At 39.6% G+C, this 20,064-nt stretch carries 19 protein-coding genes; 13 read left to right on the top strand and 6 right to left on the bottom strand.

What is annotated here, in order from left to right; genetic code table 11:
• Positions 1–27: 27 nt before the first annotated feature.
• The 5 genes from P8O16_RS17085 to P8O16_RS17065 form a co-directional block, all read right to left on the bottom strand.
• Complete coding sequence (locus P8O16_RS17085) at positions 28–1,005, bottom strand: glycosyltransferase family 61 protein (RefSeq protein WP_300316630.1); 978 nt, start codon at positions 1,003–1,005, stop codon at positions 28–30.
• Between the two features lie 69 nt (positions 1,006–1,074).
• Entirely contained in the window at positions 1,075–2,379 is a 1,305-nt protein-coding gene (gene murA / locus P8O16_RS17080) for a UDP-N-acetylglucosamine 1-carboxyvinyltransferase (protein ID WP_300316628.1), read from the bottom strand.
• Positions 2,379–3,011, bottom strand: a complete 633-nt coding sequence (locus P8O16_RS17075; protein ID WP_300316626.1) for a DUF4290 domain-containing protein — start codon at positions 3,009–3,011, stop codon at positions 2,379–2,381. The genes murA and P8O16_RS17075 overlap by 1 nt, the downstream gene beginning before the upstream one ends.
• Positions 3,012–3,113: 102 nt before the next feature.
• A complete protein-coding gene (locus P8O16_RS17070) occupies positions 3,114–5,372 on the bottom strand; it encodes an ATP-dependent helicase (protein ID WP_300316625.1) in 2,259 nt (752 codons plus the stop codon).
• A gap of 232 nt (positions 5,373–5,604) precedes the next feature.
• Entirely contained in the window at positions 5,605–6,444 is an 840-nt protein-coding gene (locus P8O16_RS17065) for a lysophospholipid acyltransferase family protein (protein ID WP_300316623.1), read from the bottom strand.
• A gap of 118 nt (positions 6,445–6,562) precedes the next feature.
• On the opposite strand from P8O16_RS17065, the gene P8O16_RS17060 reads away from it, so the two are divergent.
• From P8O16_RS17060 to P8O16_RS17000, 13 genes are all read left to right on the top strand, one after another.
• Positions 6,563–7,156, top strand: coding sequence for a sigma-70 family RNA polymerase sigma factor (locus P8O16_RS17060; RefSeq protein WP_075349285.1), 594 nt, complete (start codon positions 6,563–6,565; stop codon positions 7,154–7,156).
• Between the two features lie 15 nt (positions 7,157–7,171).
• Positions 7,172–7,441, top strand: a complete 270-nt coding sequence (locus P8O16_RS17055) for an anti-sigma factor (RefSeq protein WP_300316621.1) — start codon at positions 7,172–7,174, stop codon at positions 7,439–7,441.
• Between the two features lie 2 nt (positions 7,442–7,443).
• Positions 7,444–8,016 (top strand): guanylate kinase, encoded by a 573-nt coding sequence (gmk, locus tag P8O16_RS17050; RefSeq protein WP_300316619.1) that lies wholly within the window; start codon positions 7,444–7,446, stop codon positions 8,014–8,016.
• Positions 8,017–8,019: 3 nt separating this feature from the next.
• Positions 8,020–8,586, top strand: coding sequence for a nicotinate (nicotinamide) nucleotide adenylyltransferase (nadD, locus tag P8O16_RS17045; RefSeq protein WP_300316617.1), 567 nt, complete (start codon positions 8,020–8,022; stop codon positions 8,584–8,586).
• A 184-nt stretch (positions 8,587–8,770) separates the two neighbouring features.
• Positions 8,771–9,004, top strand: a complete 234-nt coding sequence (locus P8O16_RS17040) for a hypothetical protein (protein WP_075349289.1) — start codon at positions 8,771–8,773, stop codon at positions 9,002–9,004.
• A 144-nt stretch (positions 9,005–9,148) separates the two neighbouring features.
• Positions 9,149–10,195, top strand: coding sequence for a 6-bladed beta-propeller (locus tag P8O16_RS17035; RefSeq protein ID WP_300316614.1), 1,047 nt, complete (start codon positions 9,149–9,151; stop codon positions 10,193–10,195).
• A 281-nt stretch (positions 10,196–10,476) separates the two neighbouring features.
• On the top strand, positions 10,477–10,689 hold the full coding sequence (locus P8O16_RS17030) for a hypothetical protein (RefSeq protein ID WP_300316612.1): 213 nt from the start codon (positions 10,477–10,479) through the stop codon (positions 10,687–10,689).
• Positions 10,677–11,813: a BF3164 family lipoprotein gene (locus P8O16_RS17025; RefSeq protein ID WP_300316610.1), complete on the top strand. Its 1,137-nt coding sequence runs from the start codon at positions 10,677–10,679 to the stop codon at positions 11,811–11,813. The genes P8O16_RS17030 and P8O16_RS17025 overlap by 13 nt, the downstream gene beginning before the upstream one ends.
• A 479-nt stretch (positions 11,814–12,292) precedes the next feature.
• The gene (locus tag P8O16_RS17020; RefSeq protein WP_300316608.1) at positions 12,293–12,532 is read left to right on the top strand and encodes a hypothetical protein; all 240 of its coding nucleotides are present in this window, start codon (positions 12,293–12,295) and stop codon (positions 12,530–12,532) included.
• A gap of 142 nt (positions 12,533–12,674) precedes the next feature.
• A complete protein-coding gene (locus P8O16_RS17015) occupies positions 12,675–13,841 on the top strand; it encodes a 6-bladed beta-propeller (protein ID WP_300316606.1) in 1,167 nt (388 codons plus the stop codon).
• Between the two features lie 9 nt (positions 13,842–13,850).
• On the top strand, positions 13,851–14,039 hold the full coding sequence (locus tag P8O16_RS17010; RefSeq protein ID WP_300316605.1) for a hypothetical protein: 189 nt from the start codon (positions 13,851–13,853) through the stop codon (positions 14,037–14,039).
• Between the two features lie 565 nt (positions 14,040–14,604).
• Entirely contained in the window at positions 14,605–16,386 is a 1,782-nt protein-coding gene (locus P8O16_RS17005) for a glycoside hydrolase family 15 protein (RefSeq protein WP_300316604.1), read from the top strand.
• Between the two features lie 507 nt (positions 16,387–16,893).
• On the top strand, positions 16,894–17,754 hold the full coding sequence (locus tag P8O16_RS17000; protein ID WP_300316603.1) for an N-acetylmuramoyl-L-alanine amidase: 861 nt from the start codon (positions 16,894–16,896) through the stop codon (positions 17,752–17,754).
• A gap of 40 nt (positions 17,755–17,794) precedes the next feature.
• Here the strand turns inward: P8O16_RS17000 and P8O16_RS16995 are convergent, their stop codons facing one another.
• Positions 17,795–19,969 (bottom strand): bifunctional alpha,alpha-trehalose-phosphate synthase (UDP-forming)/trehalose-phosphatase, encoded by a 2,175-nt coding sequence (locus tag P8O16_RS16995; RefSeq protein ID WP_300316602.1) that lies wholly within the window; start codon positions 19,967–19,969, stop codon positions 17,795–17,797.
• Positions 19,970–20,064: the final 95 nt, after the last annotated feature.

Here is a 20,064-nt window from a genome sequence, read left to right as displayed (position 1 = left end):
AATAATCTAAAGTGAGGGGAGGGGTAATTATTTCTCCAGAGAAAGCACTAGACTCTCTAATGCTGCTACATCTATTGTAAAGTCACTCATGATAGTATCTGGAGAGTCACCATGATTTAAAGTGTAATAGTAGTGTAGGCCCATTGCCGAAGCCAAATTAAAGAAGCATTGGTTTTTGCTATCCCCTTGATTTCGTAACTCGACCACATGCTGACCTTCCTGCATGAAAATCATATTTGTAAGAGCTGCTCCATGAAGAGAGACAAGGATTCGCGTCTCGGCCATCAGCTCGATTTGTTTCTTAAGCGAAAGCTTTTCTGCATATACTATTTCAAATCCATGCTTGAGCATAAGAAGCTCCACATCCAATTCATTATGAGCTTTTCGTTTTTCAGCAAGTTTTCTGCTGATATAAACTTTTTGAAAAGGACTTCTAGTGGGATTTACACCGAGCTTTTTGCGGGTTAGTCTAGTCAAAGGCTCATTGAAATTTGGGAAATTGGCTGTCCTGGGTGTTAGGACAAGTTTATCAACCCATAGATTTTCACTGGAAGAAAAATAAAAAGGAATTATTCCAAGCAGATCCAGTGATTCCCGGACGTAGGGAAGATGTTTGAAAGAGTCCTGAAGAATTATCCGATTGGAAGCACCGAATTCCTTTGCTTTCCAGATTCTAGGAAGACAATCGGTCATCCAATGGAAATAATTTGCACTCCATTCGTCTTTGATCCAGATTCCGTCTGGGATTTTTCGCCAACGTTTCAACGCGCAGGTGATGGTGCGTTTTAATTTTGGTAGGAGACCTAGACCATTAACGTGGGTATATTCTGTACGGTATTTAAAATCTTTTAGAGAAAAAGCCGTGTCTTGAAAAATTACAGCCTTTTCTAAAATTGTAATTGGAAGAACGAAAAAAGTAGCAGTAAGTGCGTGTTCAAAGAGGGGATTATCTTCGGGTTTTATGTTTACAGGAAGAGTCCTTTTAACAATTAATTTTTCTACCAAAATGGAATTTATTAAGTAGGAAATAAAAAAGAGGGTGAAAAAGCGGGTATTTCAACCCGCTTTTCGTAATTAAATTCGTTCGATGGATGCTCCCAACTTATTCAATCGCTCATCAATATATTGATAGCCTCGGTCGATTTGCTCGATGTTGTCAATAATTGAAGTGCCATTAGCTGAAAGCGCAGCAATCAAAAGAGAAACTCCAGCACGTATATCCGGAGAAGTCATTCGGATGCCGCGAAGTGGGTATTTTCGGTCCAAACCGATCACAGTGGCTCGATGCGGATCGCAGAGAATGATTTGAGCACCCATATCGATCAATTTATCCACAAAGAATAGTCTTGATTCAAACATTTTCTGGTGTACCAACACAGTTCCTTTCGCCTGAGTTGCTGTTACCAAAACTATACTCAACAAATCCGGGGTGAATCCTGGCCAAATCGCATCTGCTACTGTCAGGATAGAACCATCAATGAAAGTCTCAATTTCGTAATGCTTTTGAGCAGGTATGTGGATGTCATCTCCTCTAAATTCTAATTTGATGCCCATCCTACGAAAAGTCTCCGGAATGATTCCCAATCGGTGAATCTGGCAATCTTTTATTGTTATTTCTGACTGAGTCATTGCGGCCAATCCTATAAAAGAACCGATCTCAATCATATCTGGGAGCATGGTGTGGTCTGTTCCTCCCAACTTTTCTACTCCATCGATATGGAGTAGATTGGAACCTACACCTGTGATTTTTGCGCCCATTCTGTTGAGCATATCACAAAGCTGCTGTAAGTATGGCTCACAGGCAGCATTGTAAATTGTGGTTCTGCCCTCAGCCATTACGGCAGCCATTACGATATTCGCAGTACCAGTAACTGATGCCTCATCGAGGAGCATGTATGCGCCTTTTAGATTTTTTCCATCAATGTGGAAAATCTCATTGGCAGCATCATAATGAAATTTGGCGCCTAGTTTTTGAAAGCCGAAAAAGTGGGTATCCATTCTTCTTCTGCCGATCTTATCTCCTCCTGGCTTAGAAAGTTTTCCAGTTCCAAATCGAGATAAAAGTGGTCCGAGAATCATCACGGATCCTCGAAGAGATGAAGCTTTCTTTAGGAAATCTTCTGTCTCGAGATAATCTATATTGACCTGATCGGCTTGGAACGAATAAGACTCGGGCCCCAGTCTTTCTACTTTGACGCCCATATCACCTAGCAATTCAATCAGCTTATTTACATCCCGAATATTTGGGATTTTATTTATAGTAACCTTCTCTGCTGTGAGTAGGACTGCACAAAGAATTTGCAGGGCTTCGTTTTTTGCTCCCTGGGGAATAATCTCTCCTTTGAGTTTATTTCCTCCGACAACCCGAAATGATCCCATTAGTTTCTTCTTTTCTTGTTATGACCTCCATTATTCCTGCGGTTCTTATTATGTCCGGTATTTCTCTTGTTTTTGCCCGGAGGATCTACAGCGATTGGAAGTTTAAAATCTCTTCTGGTATTCGACTCGAAAAGACTATTCTCTTTTACTTTTTCCAGATCAATGTGAAGTTTTCCTTTTGAGAGGGTTTTGATGTCATCAAGGATGATTCCATCATCGAAATTGTCCCGATTCCAGGTTGAGTGGAAGCTACGCATCAGCTGACCGATGTAGATGATTGCTGACTCTTGTTCTTCGTCATCTTCAATCTCAATCGCTTTTTCGATCAGTTTCTCGATATTTCTACCGTAATGCTTGAATTTAACCTCACCTTTTGGGTAACCAATCGGAAGTGGCTTTTTGCCTAGAAGTTCTTTTTCCGGCATAGGGTAAGGAGCATCCACATCAAGCTTGAAGTCTGACATGATATACAAATCGTCCCAAAGTTTTTGGTCATTCTCCTGCTTCCAGGTAGGATTGAGTTGTTTGATAATCTCGATTACCGTGTATGCACTTTGGGTACGCTTATCACGATCTTCAATTCCGGTGATATGGTCAACCAGACGTTGAATGTTTTTGCCGTATTCTTTCAAAATAAATATTTGTTTGCAGGTTCAATTTGCTCCATGGTGACTCCTGATTTTTGCGCATTAAAAGGTAATGAAAAAATTACCAAAGGGCGAGGAGGCAGATGATTAGTCTATAATTCTGAGCTTCGCAAAGCTAAGTAATAATGTTTTCTCTCCAAAATGCTCAAATTGGATTGTGGCTTTTTTGTTAAGTCCTTCTGTTTCAATTTTTTGAACTTTTCCGAAACCGAATTTAGGGTGCTCCACCAGCTGTTCTGCTTGTAAATTGTTCGTGTTGGAAGGTTTAAAATCAGGGCTGGGCGTGTGGAGTTTCATAGCGCTCACCGGTCTGGCCTCAGGTTTCTTCTTGATTCCTATAAAACCAGAGCCTCCGGGTAATCCTTCGCTTCGAAATGCTCCTGGCATTTCTTTTGAGGTCATCCGCTTGTTGATCTTAAGGCAATTAGGGTCCACTTCTTCCAGGAATCTACTTGGCTCACAATTCAATAATCTTCCAAATCGATACCGAGTCAAGGCATAGGTAAAATAAAGCTTATCCATTGCCCGTGTAGAAGCCACATAGAAAAGTCTCCGCTCTTCTTCCAAATCCTCTCTACTCTGCATCATCATCTGGGAGGGGAATAAATCTTCTTCCAATCCCACTACGAAAACCTGCTTGAATTCCAACCCCTTTGAGGAATGAATCGTCATCAGGGTGATCGCATCGGTCTGATCTTTGTCCCGATCATTATCTGTGAGCAAGGCTATCTCCTGTAGAAAAGATCCCAGACTTTTATCTTCATTTTCAGGATTGTCTACATATTCTTTGATCGCATTTAGGAGTTCCTGTACGTTTTCGTAGCGATTGAGTCCTTCAATAGTTTTGTCTTCGTAGAGTTCCCGCAGCAAACCACTTTGCTTTGCAATGCTACTTGCTACTTCAAAAGCATCCTTTCGCTCGATTTCGATCTGGAATGCCTTGATCATGGTTGCAAAATCCATCACCAAACCACCTGCTCTCCCTCCAAGGAAGCTTGGACCATTTTGGACCACATCCCAAAGTGGGGTATCATGATCATAAGCCGCTACCAGCAATTTGTCCACGGAGGTATTTCCAATTCCCCGTTTTGGATAATTGATAATTCGCTTAAAAGCTTCCTCATCCATCGGATTCACAGCAAATCGCATATAGGCCATCAAGTCTTTGATCTCCTTACGCTGGTAGAATGAAAGTCCCCCCACGATTTTGTAGGTCAGATTCATCTTTCGAAGCGCCTCTTCTATAGCTCTGGATTGAGAGTTGGTGCGATAGAGGATGGCAAAATCGCTATTGAGGAGTTTCTTGTTGTTTTTCTCTTCGAAGATGGTTGTTGCCACTATTTTCCCTTCCTCATTGTCAGAGGTGGCTTTAATCAATTCAATCAGTTCCCCATCAGGATTAGACGTCCAGACCACTTTCTTAAGCTGTGCCTTGTTCTTGTCGATGATCGAATTGGCGGCTTCCACAATCGTTTTGGTGGACCGGTAGTTCTGCTCTAGTTTGACTACAAAAAGATCCGGATAATCCTTTTCAAAATTTAAAATATTCTGAATATCCGCTCCACGGAAGGCATAAATACTTTGTGCATCGTCTCCGACGACACAAATATTCTGGTGTACTGCAGCAAGCTTTTTAGTGATCAGGTATTGGGAAAGGTTGGTGTCCTGAAACTCATCCACCATCACGTAGCGAAATCGCTGCTGATATTTGTTGAGTATGTCCAGATGATCTCGGAAAAGCACATTGGTATTAAATAACAAATCATCGAAATCCATAGCTCCAGCCTTAAACAGTCGATCTTGGTATTTTTGATAGATTTCACCCATTTTCGGCTTCATTGCCGCTTCATCATCTGCTTTGACAAAGGGATCATTTTGATAGGCCTGCCAGGAAATCAACCGGTTTTTGGCTCCCGAAATTCTGGACAGCACAGCATTGGCTTTATAGACTTTATCATCCAATCGCATCTCCTTGACGATCGTGCGAATGAGAGATTTGGAATCATCTGAATCATAAATGGTGAAGTTGGAAGGGTAGCCAATTTTGCCCGCTTCGACCCGCAAAATCTTTGCAAAGACGGAGTGAAATGTTCCCATCCAGGTATTTCGAGCCTCAAGTCCAGCTAGAGATTCGATTCGATGGCGCATCTCCGCAGCCGCCTTATTGGTAAAAGTCAGGGATAGAATATTGAAGGCATCAACCCCTTTTTCATAGATCAAATGAGCTATCCTATAGGTCAAAACACGGGTTTTTCCTGAGCCGGCACCGGCAATGATCATCACTGGTCCATCAGTATGCTCTACAGCGGCACGTTGTTCGGGGTTGAGGTTGTCTAAATATTCCATGTTCAATTTATCGCTGCACAAGAAGAGTTTACTATTTCTACTTCTTAAGATTGTTGTATTTAATTAGCCATAATGAAGGCTATAAGGTTCAAAAAAGAATTAAAGAGATCAATTAGTTCTCTGGACTCTAGCTTCTTCTTTCTCCTGTTAATCCGTATTTAGTGGGCAATTTTATTTTAATTCTAGGTCAAATAAATTTTTCAATTTTATAATCTTCCAATTTTTAAATTAATTAAATCTTCCAGCGCTTATGACTCCAAAGGTATAAGTCAGGTTGTTTTCGGATATTTTCTTCCAGTCTTCTGCAAAATTCATCCGTGATGCTATGCGGAGTATGCTGATCATATGGAGGAGCTGCCAAAGGTGAAAATTCAAACTCATAATGACCACGTTTGATTTTTTTCATTTCGCCATAAATTACCTCGGCATCCATTTTTTTAGAAAGAAATTCTGCTCCTTCAAAGAATACTGCAGGGCGATTGAGGAAATCTCTTTGGTAGCGCTTTTCTGATTGTGGAGGGCGTTGATCTGAGCCTAGCATGATAATTCTCGGAGACTTTTTTAAGGTAAGCATACTTTTCCGAAATGCTTTTTTCTCCGTGACATAGCCTCCAAAACGCATCCGAATCTGGTTCATCAGTTGATCAAAAAAAGGATTATTTACTTTTAGATAGACCGTCTCTACTTCTGACTTGGTGTGGAGGTTAGTTCCAACGACACCAAACTCCCAGTTAAAGATATGACCCGTAACCATGAGTGCGCTTCGGCCTCGTTGGACAGCTTGATCGAGTAGCTCGGCGTTTTTGATTGAAAATCGCCGATTAAATTCTTTTTCAGAAATGGTTAATAGCTTAATCGTTTCTGCGAAAAAGGCATCGGTGAAATTCCGGTAGAATTTATTTCGAAGGTTTTTTCGCTCTGCAGGCGATTTCTCAGGAAAGGCAAATTTCAGATTTTCATCAATCACTTTTTTGCGATAACTGATCACATATCGGGCAACCAAGTAAAGCAAATCGGAGAAAAGATAAAGTACAGGTAGCGGAAGCCTGGAAAGTAATCTAAAGAAAAACATAGAAACGGGATGGAGATTGAGATCTTTTCGGATCGAATCAAGCAACAAAATAAAGGAAATCGCCTGAATTCTTTCCGATTCCTAGTTATAAATTGACCCAATCGTTACTTTTGAACATATGTCGGAAGTACAGCGCAGAAAATATTCTCAAGAAGAAAAGAACGGCATCTTCGATGGCGAGTTTATGCCACACATAGACTCCATGTACAATTTTGCCTATAGGCTCACCTTTGATGAGGATGATGCCAAAGATTTGGTGCAGGACACCTACCTGAAAGCATACCGTTTCATCAACTCATTTGAGAAGGGAACGAATGCAAAAGCATGGCTGTTCCGGATTTTGAAAAACAGTTTTATCAACGAATATCGACGAAAGAGTAAGCAGCCAGCGAAGGTGGATTACCAGGAGGTTGAAACTTATTACAACTCGGATGACGTTGATTACCAAAGTACGAGCGATATGCGGGCCGATTCGGTCAAGGATATGCTTGGAGATGAGATCTCAAATGCGCTTAATAGTTTGGCTGTAGACTTTAGAACGGTGATTATCCTTTGTGATTTGGAAGGTTTCACCTATGAGGAGATGTCGAAGATTTTGGATATTCCGATTGGAACGGTTCGATCCAGACTGCACCGCGCAAGAAATCTACTCAAAGAAAAACTACAAGGCTATGCTAAAAACATGGGCTATAACACAGATGAGGAGGAATAATAAATACAATTACTGATGGATATGAATGAAGAATCATCCGAGGCACGAAAGCTGAAATGCGGAGACACGAGCAAGTGCTTTGAATTGTTGGAAAGCATTCTCGATGGAGAGGTGGACAATTCCAAGGATATGTTGAAAGAAAAGTTGGCGAAATGTCAACCTTGTTTCGAGCATTTTCACTTGGAGCAAGCGATTCGTGATGTCTTGAAAAATAAGTGTACCAAGCAAGCTGTGCCTAATGAATTGGCAGATAGTATCCGAAGACAGATTCAGGAAATTAAATAAACATGACCTCAGGCAAGGCAATCATCTTCTCGGCTCCTTCGGGATCGGGAAAAACTTCTCTCGTCAAATACCTCATTGAAAAAATCCCAAATTTGGGATTTTCTATTTCTGCCTGTACTCGTGACCGACGTGGAAGGCATGAAGTGCATGGCAAGGACTATTATTTTTTAAGTCAGGAAGAATTCAAGAAAAAGATAGACGAAGATGCTTTCATCGAATGGGAGGAAGTCTATGCCGGTAACTTCTACGGTACCCTCAAAGAAGAAATCCAACGAATCTGGGATAGTGGTAAAGCGGTGATTTTTGATGTAGATGTCAAAGGAGGTCTGGCACTTAAGAATTATTTTGGGGATCAGGCCTTGGCCATTTTTGTAAAAGTCCCAAGCCTGGGAGTGCTCAAGGAGCGATTGAGTGAGCGAGGCACCGAAAGTGAAGAATCCCTTTCAAGACGATTATTCAAAGCAGAATTTGAATCCAAATTTGAACCTCAATTTGATGTGACAGTGGTGAATGATGACTTTGCTAAGTCATCGGCAGAGGCAGAATATTTAGTCAGCGAATTTTTAGCCAAGTAGCCCGTGAAAATCGGATTGTATTTCGGCTCCTTTAATCCCATCCATGTCGGGCATTTGATTATTGCGGATACGCTTTATGATCGAAGCGATTTGGATGAGGTATGGTTTGTGGTCAGTCCGCAAAATCCACTTAAAAAGCGACAATCGCTCGCGCATGAGCATGATCGACTGCGGATGGTGGAATTGGCCATTGAGGGCAATTTTCATTTCAGGGCTTCAGATGTAGAGTTTCGGATGCCCCGACCCAGCTATACGATCGATACCCTTACATACCTGAGCGAGCAATATCCACAGCATCAGTTCAGTTTATTTTTAGGTTCGGACAATCTGGACCAGCTGAAGAAGTGGAAAAACTACGAGCAGATTCTGGAATACTATCAGATTTTGGTCTATCCCAGACCGGGTGAACTTAAAACTTTTGATCATCCAAGTATCAAAGTGATCGAAGCGCCACTGTTGGATATCTCGGCCACTTTTATCCGCAAGTCAATCCAGGAAGGGAAGTCAGTTCGCTACCTGCTTCCCGAATCAGTAGTAGATTACATTAGAGATAAGAAGCTGTTTCACTAGTCTTTAGAAATTCCCAACTATAAAAACCTGTGATTTTAAACTAAAAACAAGCTTTTTTTAAAATTTAGTATTATTTTTCAAACTAAGACTTGCGAATAAAAAAAAATTAAGATTGTCCATGCACTGTGTTGGTGCTGGATTCCGGCCGGGGTTCTTTTTTTATCAGTTCTTAATTTTATTATTTATGAAAAAATTAATTTCAGGAATGCTCTTCGTGGCTGCGATGGGTTTATCATTTAGTGGCTCCATGGCAAATGCTCAAAGCTTGGGTGGGGAACAAGACTGTGAAGAATCGATAGACATCGATGGTGAAACCATAACAGTTACTGTTTGTGGTCGAAAAACAAACCTTTGGGGTTTTCTAGATGGGAATAAATGTAATGCCGTAGCCACCACTTCTTGTACATTCACAAATTAATTAGTTCAATGCGGGTCGAAATGACCCGCTTTTCTCATTTATTCTAAGGATATGATCAAACAATTATTTTGCATTGTTAAAATTGTTTTTTTTTGTGCTCTCATTTCATGCGGACAAAACACAGCTGAGGAGGTTGAAACCTCATTGATTAGAATTAAATCAACAGCCACTATCAAAGATCTCAAACTAAAATCTGCTCGGATAGTCCGTTTTTCTGACAATTCATTTGCACCAATTGGGAGTGTGCATAAGATACTTGTAATTGGAAATCGGATTATCATAGTTGACAAGACCATCGGAAATTCAGTGCTTATTTTTGATGAGAGGGGTAGATACTTTAACCATATTTATAGAATAGGGGACGGTCCTGGTGAATACAAGAATTTGGAAAATATATATTATGATGAAAAGGAAGGGTCACTTATTCTGATTCCTATGGACTATAGAAAGAAGTATTTTTTTGACATTAATGGTAATTTTATTAAAGAGGAAAGGTATAGTGAAGATATTTATTATTCGGACTTAATCCGTTTGGGTAATTCGGAAATTCTGGTAAAAAATGGTTCAATGAATTTAGAGGATGGGTTTAAAGTATATGAAAATCAAGAGTTAATTAAGTCGGCCATACCCTATGTGGATTATTTGGATATGACTCCATTGGATGGAAGAAATGTTATTTCTAAAATTGATGGGGATAATTATAATTTTACTGTCGGAAATAGGGATACTATTTTCCGATATGATGCTAAGAGTCATGAGATTTCAGCTGACTATATTTTTGATTTCGAGTCTCCGATTTCCAAAATCGATTATGCTAACCATCCTAGTCCATTAGAATATTTTGTTGAAAGCGAAATGTTTATAGGCATTGTAGATCTTTTTCAAAATGATAATTTCCTTTCGTTCACAACTTTTAAGTATCCGAGAATCAAAGGTAGGCTCCTCTTAAAATCAACTAACAAGCTTTATGATACTGAGGAATTTATCCGGAAGGAAGTAGGTAATCTTGGTTTTGAAGGCATTCTGGGTTTGGGACAAAATGGAGAGTTTATTGCGGTGCTGAAGGCTGGTGACGATGGGAACTGGGATTTTTCGAAGAATAAGGATTTAGAGGAAGCTTACGGTGAAATGAATGATTTAGGACCTGAGGAGTTTTTACTGCTTTTCTTTGAGATTGAGGAGAGCGAGTAGTTTTTTTTTCGATGAGACCTTTTCGGCTTAGTAAGTACTAATAATCTTGCTTTAAACCTCCTTCCCGAGAAAGTGGAGGAGTATCTTCGAGGGTAGAAGCTATATATTTCCTAATACTTAAGTGTTATAAATAAATTTTATTATTGATAAAACCTAATTTTATAGTAAATAATTACCTAAATAATTTTTTCTTAAATTTTTTTTTTTTTAGCTTACCAATGAAGTCTTAGTTAAGACTTTGATTCGGCCGAATTTTATTTTCATTTAAAATTCAAAAAATTATGAAAAAGTTAATTTCAGGAATGCTCTTCGTGGCTGCGATGGGTTTATCTTTTAGTAGTCCAATGGCAAATGCCCAGGGTATAGGTGGTCCAGGTGGAGGTAATGAAGATGAAAAGTGGATCTGCTGTCAAGAAGATACCATTGAGACTTGCACAGACATGCTAGGAAATGGGCATTTTGGTACTGTAAAAAGAACTAAATGCTTACCTTAAATCGTATCACAACTCCTTTGAAAAAAGGAGTTGTTTTCACTATTTTGGTGAGATATCCTCTTTTGGGTGTATTCTCCTTGTTTGTCCTTTCTACATATTCATGTAATACTACCGATTCCCAAAATGCTTTATACAATGAGATAGGGTTTGATTGGAAAGATTTCAAGAAGCAAGAACTTTTAAGCTCAGATTTTATAATTTTTGACGAAATTTTGAAACCGCATCAAATTATTGATCAGGGAGGATATTTGATTGTTTCTTCATTGACTTCAGATTGGGGACTGTTTGTCATAGAAAAGTCTACCATGAAAATAGTCAAGAAGATGGCTAAAATCGGTGATGGTCCTGATGAAGTGTCAGATGTCTGGCAATTAGATAAAGGGTTTGATGATCAAACAGTTTGGACTTTTTCTTTTACGAATAAAGAATTCTCCGAATTTTCGATATCCAGTGGTGACCAAAACCCACTAAGAAAAATAAAAATTACAGAAGCGGGCTATCAATCTCTTAGTGCCAACTGGATAAATGAAAATGCTTGGATTGGATATCAAAATATAGGCGCTTCTAGGTTTGCTGTATTTGATACATTAATGCAGAAAAAAAAGTCTGTGGGTCTTTGGCCGTCATCCTCTAATGGTGATCCTCTTCCAGACAATAAGACTTTTATTCTTAGCAGACTTAATCAAGGTTACACTGCTTTGTCGCCGGATAGAAAAACATTAATTCACTCCAATATCAAAACTGATGCATTTGAAATCATTGACTTGAACTCAGGAAAAATAACAAAAGTTATAGGTCCGATAATGCAAGAACTAGAATATACTTTATCAGGTTCTGGCGCGTCCCTCGGGGTAATTGTAGATGAAAATATGAAAAACGGGTATAACCACACCTCTATAACTAAGGAAAAGATATTTCTATGTTTCTTGGGTAATTCATATCAAGAGCGGCGAGAAAAAGGAATTATGTCCGAAAACATTTTTGTCTTTGACTTCAAAGGTGTGCCCCTTATAAATTATAAGTTAGATCGTTCAATAAAGGCTTTATCTGTAAATGAAAACGAACGCAAAATTTATGCTTTGACTTATGAGGAGGAGCCAGGTTTAGCCATTTTTCACTATTAAATTGTATTCCTTTAGGCCTCTGCATATTTTATACAAATAGGAATTAACACTTCTTTCCTTTTAATTCTCGGAAATTTAATTCCAAAATAAGAAGTCTAATTTTTTAAATTTGTAGGGCAGTTTTTGAAATTTTATCTATCCCAGACCAGGAAAAAAAACCGTCCTTTGAGCCTGAATTGATTAAGTCCAGATAAGCTGCTTTGTTAGATATCTCTTCCACATTTATTCGTGATTCGATTAAGAATGATCTATCGGTCTCATATCTTCTTCCAGAAAAAGTGTAGGAATATATCCGAGCGAAGAAGCTGTATAACTGATGCTTTAGAACAGTATGAAATAAGTTAATCGTTCCTGTCACCTAATTTTATAGGAAATTTTTCTTGATCTCTTTGATCTTTCGTTTTTTTTTGATTTGAAGTGAGGATTTAGTTAATTCCTTATCTGGCCAGATTTTTTATTTACTTAAATTTTAATGTTTCATGAAAAAGTTAAAATCAATTCTGTTAGGAGCGATGTTCATGTTCACCTTCCTTCTTTTTTCTGGAAGTCCTGCTATTTCCCAAGGACTAGGTGGTCCAGGAGATGGAGGAGAGGTGGATTACAGATGGCAAAGCTTGTGGTGCACAGATGGATCAGGAGGTACTTACGAAATTTGTTACATGACAGGGGATGGAAATCCTTGTCCTACATGGGGTATCACAACAAGGGATTGTGATTGATCAAAATTTAGTTTATTGCCTTGGAATCAATGGTTCCTTGGCAATATTTTAATTTTTCTGATCGTACAACTCAGAAAACGTTCGACTACATAAATTTCTTTTCTATCAAGTGAATATTGAAATACCAATTTTAATTCAAAAAATGTTTTATCCTGTGTTTCGGAAAATAGTCCGATCTACAATATGGGTTTTCTTTCTAGGCTTACCCCTAGCAGGTTGTGAAGGTATAATCCAATCTCGAGACATCCCATCAATCAAAATAAATCTAGAGGAGGAGTTAGAAACTGTTTCATTTTCTAATCTGATTAAGGAGAATGTTAGCATAGTTTCATTTCAAGACCATGACCTTGATGGGAAACCTCTTTATTTCAAAAATATTAATCGATTGGCTTTAAAAAATGGAGAGTTTTATGTTCTTGACTATATTCGGGGTCAATTTTTAATGGTATTTGGGCAGGATGGCGCATTTAAGAGATCAATAGGATTTAGAGGGGAGGGGCCAGGTGGATATTTGCAGCCTATGGATTTTAAAATCATTGATAATGAGATTGAAGTTTTAGACGTAGGTAGAATTTTAGCTTATGATTTAGACGGAAATTACCTGGGGCAAAGAAAAATCCCGTCGTTTATGGCAAATGGTTTTGAAAAAATTCCAAATGGTTATGCATTCATTGGTGCTGGCATGGGTACGGATAACTTGATTCTGACAGATGAGCTACTGGATGTACAAAATTCATTTTTCCCCTATCATACTCGAGCCTTCAATGTATTGATGGTCAATCCATTGTTTGAAAACCCCGATGGCAAGACTATATACCGGAGGTATTTGAATGACACCTTGTTCCAAGTAAATGATTTCGATAGACCTAATCCTTACATCTATATTGATTTCCAACAGAATAAATCCAACTATCCCGAATTGCTCAAAAGTGAAAATGTAGAAGAGGCAGTGCAGGCATCTTGGTCAAAATACTGTAATATTTATGCGTATTATGAAACTGATAGTTATATTTTTATAGTCTTTTCACTGAATGGTGAGAGATGGAATTTTATCTACTCAAACTCTACTGGTCAATCCAAAACTTTCAGACAGTCTAGCCTGATTGACGAGGTGACCTTTGACCCAAATATGATACCCGTAGGGGTGATAGGTAATAACTTTGTCATTAAGGCTAATCCAGAGAATGTTTTAGCTGGACTCAATAATTTCCAAGGTAGAAGTCAAACTTTTCAGAAATTGAAAGAGCTTGAAGAGAGTTTAGATCCTGAAGGAAATCCTATCCTTTTTTTGCTGGAATTTGATTTTTAAATACTTAAGGTGAATAAACCTCTGGAGCATTATGAGATTTTAGGCTATGCAGGACCCGGAGATTCACCTAATTTTGATCATAATTCGCTGAACTGGAGCGAAGCTCCGCTTCTGGATATCTCAGCGACATTTATTTGTTATTCGATCAAGAATGATCTATCGGTCTCGTATCTTCTTGCAGAAAAAGTGGAGGACTAGATTCAGGATAAGGGACTGTTTCACTCGTCTTTAGAAATTTTCAACTAGAAAAGTTTGAGATTTTAAACTAAAAAAAAGGTTTTTTTAAATTTTAGTATTATTTTTCAAACTAAGACTTGTGAATAAAAAAAAATTAAGATTGTACATGCACTAGGTTGGTGCTGGATTCCGGCCAGGTTCTTTTTTATCAATTCTTAATTTTATTATAGTGCTTTGAAAATTGAGAAGGATTCGACTTTTTATAAAAGCCCGTGTTTGAAAGAGAAGTTTGAAACTTTTGAAAATGTAGATCCAGAAGAGTTTTTCCTTTTAAAGTTTGATTTAGATGAGGACCTTTAAAGCTTTTAAATAACTTTTTCCAAACTATAAGGATTGAGGCACCCCAATAATCATCACTCTGAAGATTGTAGAATTGCTATGAATGTGAAGGCTAATTGTTGGCTGGAATACAAGTTAACAACAGAATTATAACCACCTTTCTTCCAACATTTTTGGATTCCACTAAGGCATTTACTTTCTTGCCTCTTGCCCAAAACCTATTTTTTATCAATTCAAACCTGAACTTATGACTAAACATACCTACGAAAGCGGGCTAATTGGCAATTGCGCCTTTATCGCCCATGTAGAAAAAACTACCAATATCAGCTGGCTTTGCTTCCCTCGGTTCGACTCGGATTTTATTTTTGGAGGGCTCCTGGATCGCAGAAAAGGCGGGCAGTTCACGGTCTTGCCAGAATCAGAGAATTTTGAAACCTCCCAAGCCTATTTGGAAAACACCAATATTCTTCAAACAACAGTTACTTCTGGTGAGAATAGCTACCGGGTCACAGACTTTGCTCCCCGTTTTAAAAACTATGATCGCTATTATAAGCCGTTGATGCTAATCAGAAAAGTAGAAGCTTTAAGCGGTTCTCCAAGGATAAAAATAAAATGTGAGCCGGTAACTGATTATGGAAAAATCCAATTGACACCAAGTATTGGAAGTAACCATGTGCGATACATGGGAATTGATCAGGAACTGAGATTGACTACCAATGCTTCCATGAGCTACATCACGGAGGATAAATCTTTTGCGCTGCATAAGCCGATTTATTTGGTATTGACTTATGGCAGACCTTTGGAAGCTCCTATTGAAACTACTTGTGAGCGCTTTCTACATGCAACTACGGCCTATTGGCAGGAATGGGTCAAGTCCACCAGCATTCCCAACTTTCACCAGAAATTGGTTCTCCGCTCTGCATTAGTTCTCAAAATACACCAATACGAAGATACAGGGGCAATTATTGCGGCATCGACCACCAGTTTGCCAGAGTCTCCCAACTCGACTAGAAACTGGGATTATCGCTATTGCTGGATTCGGGACACCTATTATACCCTTACTTGCTTTAATAGCTTGGGGCACTTTGAGGAGTTGGAAAAGTATTTTGAATTTATCCATAATCTCCGCACCGGCGAAGATGGACGCTATCAGCCCCTCTATTCGATTACTGGCGGAGCACTGTTGACAGAGGAGATTTCGGATCTCGATGGGTATTTGGGAAATAAGCCAGTGCGTTTCGGGAATCAGGCATATACACACATTCAGAATGATCTCTATGGTCAGGTATTAGTTTCGTTGCTGCCTTTGTATTCGGATCAGCGATTCACTGAAGAGGAGCGAATGCACTCTGAGCCGATGATCATGAATCTGTTAAACAAGATCGAATTGACAATGAATGAGAAGGATGCTGGACTTTGGGAGTTTCGCAACTTGGCTCAAGAGCATTGTTATACTTTCTTATTTCACTGGGCCGGAGCCTGTGCAGCTGCCAAGATGGGGATTCGATTGAAAAACGATACCATGTACAATAAAGCCATTGCACTACGTGATCTTGCGATAGCAAAAATAGAATCCTGCTATCTGCCTGATCGAAAGGCTTACTCACAGGCTATCGGTTCGAAGTACATGGATGCCAGCACCCTTCAATTGATTACGATGGGCTATTTTGGGGATGACTTGGAGCGCGCAAATGAACATCTGAAAGCGTTGGAAGAGGACTTATTGGCAAAAAATTTCTTGTTTTATCGGTACAAGCATATGGATGATTTCGGGGTACCTGAGACCACATTTTTGATTTGTGCATTTTGGTACATTGAGGCATTGGCCTGTGTGGGGAGATTGCAGGAAGCTGTGGAAGGTTTCGAGACGTTGGTTCAATACTGCAACGATCTGAAATTATTCTCTGAAGATGTAGATCAGCATACCGGAAGTCAATGGGGTAATTTTCCGCAGGCATATTCACATGTGGGGCTGATGAATGCAGCTTTCCGGATTGGTAAAAAGTTGGATAAGCCTAATTTCTTGTAAAAGGATTTTAACCACCAAGGACACGGAGGATGACACGGAGGTCACAAAGGGTTTTATTTTTAATCAGAAAGCTCAAATCAGAAATCAGAAAATTTGCTGCAGGTCATGTGCAACTTAACGAAAGTAGATAGTAGGTTTTTTTACCACGAAGTACACTAAGGTTCGCAAAGGAGAGAAAGCAGGCCTTTCACTAAAACTTGACGCTGCTTTTCAAAACACCCCAGAGGGGTGACATTTGGGTAGAAATAAGATTCTGTTCAAGTATCTGGCTCCCACGCAGGATTATATTTTGGAAAAAATGATGCTTGGGCGGGAGGATGGAAACGAATCTTTTCAACCACAAAGGGTTTTAAATCAGAAAATTTGCTTTGATCATCTTACCATTAAATGGAGTTAGATATAAGGTTTTTTACCGCCAAGTACGCTAAGGTTAAGTACTTTTTTCACACCTAATTTTCAGACTTAGTTTAATACTCGTAGCTTCAATTTTCGAAAAAAAATTGGTTCATGAGGTTTCATAAAATTTTCTCAGCACTAGTATTTGCTGGTATTTCCATAGCGCTTGTTTCCTGTTCGAATGACATTTTCAGAAAGAATAATAAAGCCCATAAAAAAGCAGTAAAAGAAGTGACCAGAACGCTGCAGGAAATTCCCAAAACAAAATCTCAAACTAAGCCAGACACACTCAGCATCACAGATGAATGGGTTGGTACGACGAATTTCAGCGTCCGCCGACCCAATTTTGTGATCATCCATCATACGGCTCAGGATTCTTTGGCGCAGACCATTAAGACTTTTACGCTTACCCGAACTCAAGTAAGCTCCCACTATGTGATTGGAAGAGATGGGGAAGTAGTACAAATGCTCAACGACTACCTGCGATCTTGGCATGCCGGCCGTGGACGATGGGGAAATGATACCGATCTCAACTCTGCTTCCATTGGGATTGAGCTCGACAACAATGGATTTGAACCATTCAACGAAAAGCAAATCGAGAGTTTATTGCTTGTTTTGAAGCGATTGAAGACGAAGTATGGAATTCCTACTGCCAATTTTATCGGACACTCGGATATCGCTCCCGGGCGAAAAGTAGATCCAAGCCCATACTTCCCTTGGAAAAGATTGGCCGAGGCTGGTTATGGATTTTGGTACGATGAAGTCTTGGATACTCCCAACTATTTAGAAGCAGGAAACCTTCCTGAAAATTTCAACTCGATCGATGCACTTCGGATCATCGGATATGATGTGAGTGATACAGCAGCTGCCGTCCAATCCTTCAAAATTCATTTTATCCAGCGCGATATAGAACAACCACTCCGTGGAGTGGATGAATTGATCTTATACAATCTGTATAAAAAATACCGCTAGAAATTTCTTTCCAGCGGTATCTGTTTTCTCAATTCTTATTTTAAGACCCGAGTTTTGCCAATAGTTGCCGCACCTGCTTCACGGATTTGATATTGTAATTTGCTTGGGTATAAGCATAACCCACTCTGATGGAATAGGCATTTTTCGGCATTGCCTTGAACGTATCCTCATCTGTCCAATCATCTCCTACAGCTAAAATGAAATCGAATTCCTGGTCTTTCATGATTGCTGTGGCAGCTCGGCCTTTATTGATATCCGGCCGTTTGATTTCCAGGACCATATTTCCCTCCAATACCTGAAGGTTATGACCTCGGGCCATGTATTTCAAGTGGCTAAAAAGCTCGCGCATTCGGAGATCACCCAATCCGCTCTCTACTTTTCGATAGTGCCAGACAAGCGAGTGATGCTTCTCCTCTATAAATGCTCCGGGGGTTCGTAGGACGTAATATTCCATAATCTGCCGAATATCATCCTTCCACCCGTCTTCAATTTCGGCGTAGAGTTTCCAGTCTCCTTTTTCATTTTTCTTCTTCACCCAAACTCCATGTTCAGCGATGAGATCCACATTTTGATCTTTAAACCAAGTGCCCAAAGTATCCTTGTCTCTTCCTGAAATGATGACTACTTCAGCTTTGGCACTCAGGTTTTTGATGATAGATTTCAATTCCGCATCTGGCAAAGCATTTTTGGGATTGGTGACAAAACCTGTAAGCGTCCCATCGTAATCCAAGAACAAAATTGGTCTTTTCGCCTTCTGAAAAGCCGCTTCAATTTCACCCATGACTTTCGCATCTACATCCTTGGAAGTAAGTTCTGCTTGTTTGGCTTTCACATGCGCCAGTCGATCCATAAAGACCTTCACCCACTGAAAGACATCGTATTTTTTCAAGCTTTCCTGCATACTGACCATTCTGGCTTTTTGCTCCGCAGGCTTCATACTAAGGGCATTATAAATAGCGTCAACGACACCCTGCCGATCATTTGGATTGACAAGGACGGCATCTTGAAGTTCTTTAGATGCACCTGCCATCTCAGATAGGATTAGCACCCCGGTTTGGCTGGTCTTACTTGCTACAAATTCCTTGCAGACCAGATTCATCCCATCTCGCAAAGGAGTAACTAGCGCGATATCAGACATGCTATAGAAAGCACTTAGCTCCTCGAATGGAAAACTTCTGTAGAAGTAATGCACAGGCTTCCAATTCAAAGTGGAATATTCGGAATTGATTCTTCCCGCGAGCAGATCGATTTCCTCTTTCAGTTCTTTGTATGACTGTACTTTGTCTCGACTCGGCACCACGATCATGATCATAGAGACTTTTCCATGAAGTTCTTTATGCTGTTCCAAAAGCTGTGCAAATGCCTGAACCCGTTGTGGAATTCCTTTGGAATAATCCAGTCGATCAATGGTGATGATCAATTTTTGATCTTCTACCTGCTTTCGAAATTCACGGACGATACTTTGAGTTTTTCTACTTTTTGCCTGGTTGGCAAATTTGTAGTAATCAATTCCCATTGGAAAAGAATCCACATTGATGATTCGATTTTCGGCTTGTATATAACCACTTTCCGAAGAAAGTCCGGTAATACGACCTACTGCGCTGAGGAAGTGGCGCATGTCATCATAAGTATGAAAACCAATCAAATCGGCACCAACCATGCCTTCTAGCAACTGCTTTCTCCAGGGAATCATCCGGATGATCTCGTAAGATGGAAATGGAATATGCTGAAAAAATGCAATGGTTGCATTTGGCAGTTTCTCACGAAGCATTTGGGGTAGCAAAAGCAACTGGTAATCATGGACCCAAATGGTATCTTCCGGACCGGCTTTTTTTAGTATTGCTTCGCAAAATTTCTCATTTACCCGTACATAAGCTTCCCAATGCTTAGGGTTATAAACCATGTATTGCGTGAAGTAATGGAAAGCTGGCCAGAGGGTTTCATTCGAAAATCCTTCATAAAACTCCTCAACATCTTCTTTGGTGAGAAATACCGGAGCCATTTTCAGATCATGCAGTTCCAGTATGATTTCTGCACGTTGCTCCGGATCTTCCACTGTATTTCCTGGCCAACCTATCCAGATATTTTCGCCCTCTTTATAAATTGACCCGAGACCTGTGGCGAGTCCTCCTGCACTAGGTTTGAATTCAAATCTTCCATTGCGATGCCGAAGGCTAATTGGAAGTCGGTTTGAAACGATAATCGTTTTTGACATAATAGGTTTACTAGATTAAAAACAAGAAAAGGGGTAAATCCCTAATCAAAAAGGTGATGAAAGAAGGTACTCAATCTTCAGAGGAATTAAAAAAA

The organism is Algoriphagus sp., from assembly GCF_029254265.1.
In the GTDB taxonomy this organism is placed as follows: Bacteria; Bacteroidota; Bacteroidia; order Cytophagales; family Cyclobacteriaceae; genus Algoriphagus.
The sequence above is the reverse complement of the archived record's forward strand: the minus strand, read 5'-3'. Positions and strand labels throughout refer to the sequence as shown.

Excerpts from the sequence above, each read along its gene's own strand:
- murA (WP_300316628.1), bottom strand. The coding sequence starts at position 2,379 with ATGGGATCATTTCGGGTTGTCGGAGGAAATAAACTCAAAGGAGAGATT.
- P8O16_RS17070 (WP_300316625.1), bottom strand. The coding sequence starts at position 5,372 with ATGGAATATTTAGACAACCTCAACCCCGAACAACGTGCCGCTGTAGAG.
- P8O16_RS17065 (WP_300316623.1), bottom strand. The coding sequence starts at position 6,444 with ATGTTTTTCTTTAGATTACTTTCCAGGCTTCCGCTACCTGTACTTTAT.
- P8O16_RS17060 (WP_075349285.1), top strand. The coding sequence starts at position 6,563 with ATGTCGGAAGTACAGCGCAGAAAATATTCTCAAGAAGAAAAGAACGGC.
- P8O16_RS17055 (WP_300316621.1), top strand. The coding sequence starts at position 7,172 with ATGGATATGAATGAAGAATCATCCGAGGCACGAAAGCTGAAATGCGGA.
- gmk (WP_300316619.1), top strand. The coding sequence starts at position 7,444 with ATGACCTCAGGCAAGGCAATCATCTTCTCGGCTCCTTCGGGATCGGGA.
- P8O16_RS17040 (WP_075349289.1), top strand. The coding sequence starts at position 8,771 with ATGAAAAAATTAATTTCAGGAATGCTCTTCGTGGCTGCGATGGGTTTA.
- P8O16_RS17030 (WP_300316612.1), top strand. The coding sequence starts at position 10,477 with ATGAAAAAGTTAATTTCAGGAATGCTCTTCGTGGCTGCGATGGGTTTA.
- P8O16_RS17025 (WP_300316610.1), top strand. The coding sequence starts at position 10,677 with ATGCTTACCTTAAATCGTATCACAACTCCTTTGAAAAAAGGAGTTGTT.
- P8O16_RS17020 (WP_300316608.1), top strand. The coding sequence starts at position 12,293 with ATGAAAAAGTTAAAATCAATTCTGTTAGGAGCGATGTTCATGTTCACC.
- P8O16_RS17015 (WP_300316606.1), top strand. The coding sequence starts at position 12,675 with ATGTTTTATCCTGTGTTTCGGAAAATAGTCCGATCTACAATATGGGTT.
- P8O16_RS17005 (WP_300316604.1), top strand. The coding sequence starts at position 14,605 with ATGACTAAACATACCTACGAAAGCGGGCTAATTGGCAATTGCGCCTTT.
- P8O16_RS17000 (WP_300316603.1), top strand. The coding sequence starts at position 16,894 with ATGAGGTTTCATAAAATTTTCTCAGCACTAGTATTTGCTGGTATTTCC.
- P8O16_RS16995 (WP_300316602.1), bottom strand. The coding sequence starts at position 19,969 with ATGTCAAAAACGATTATCGTTTCAAACCGACTTCCAATTAGCCTTCGG.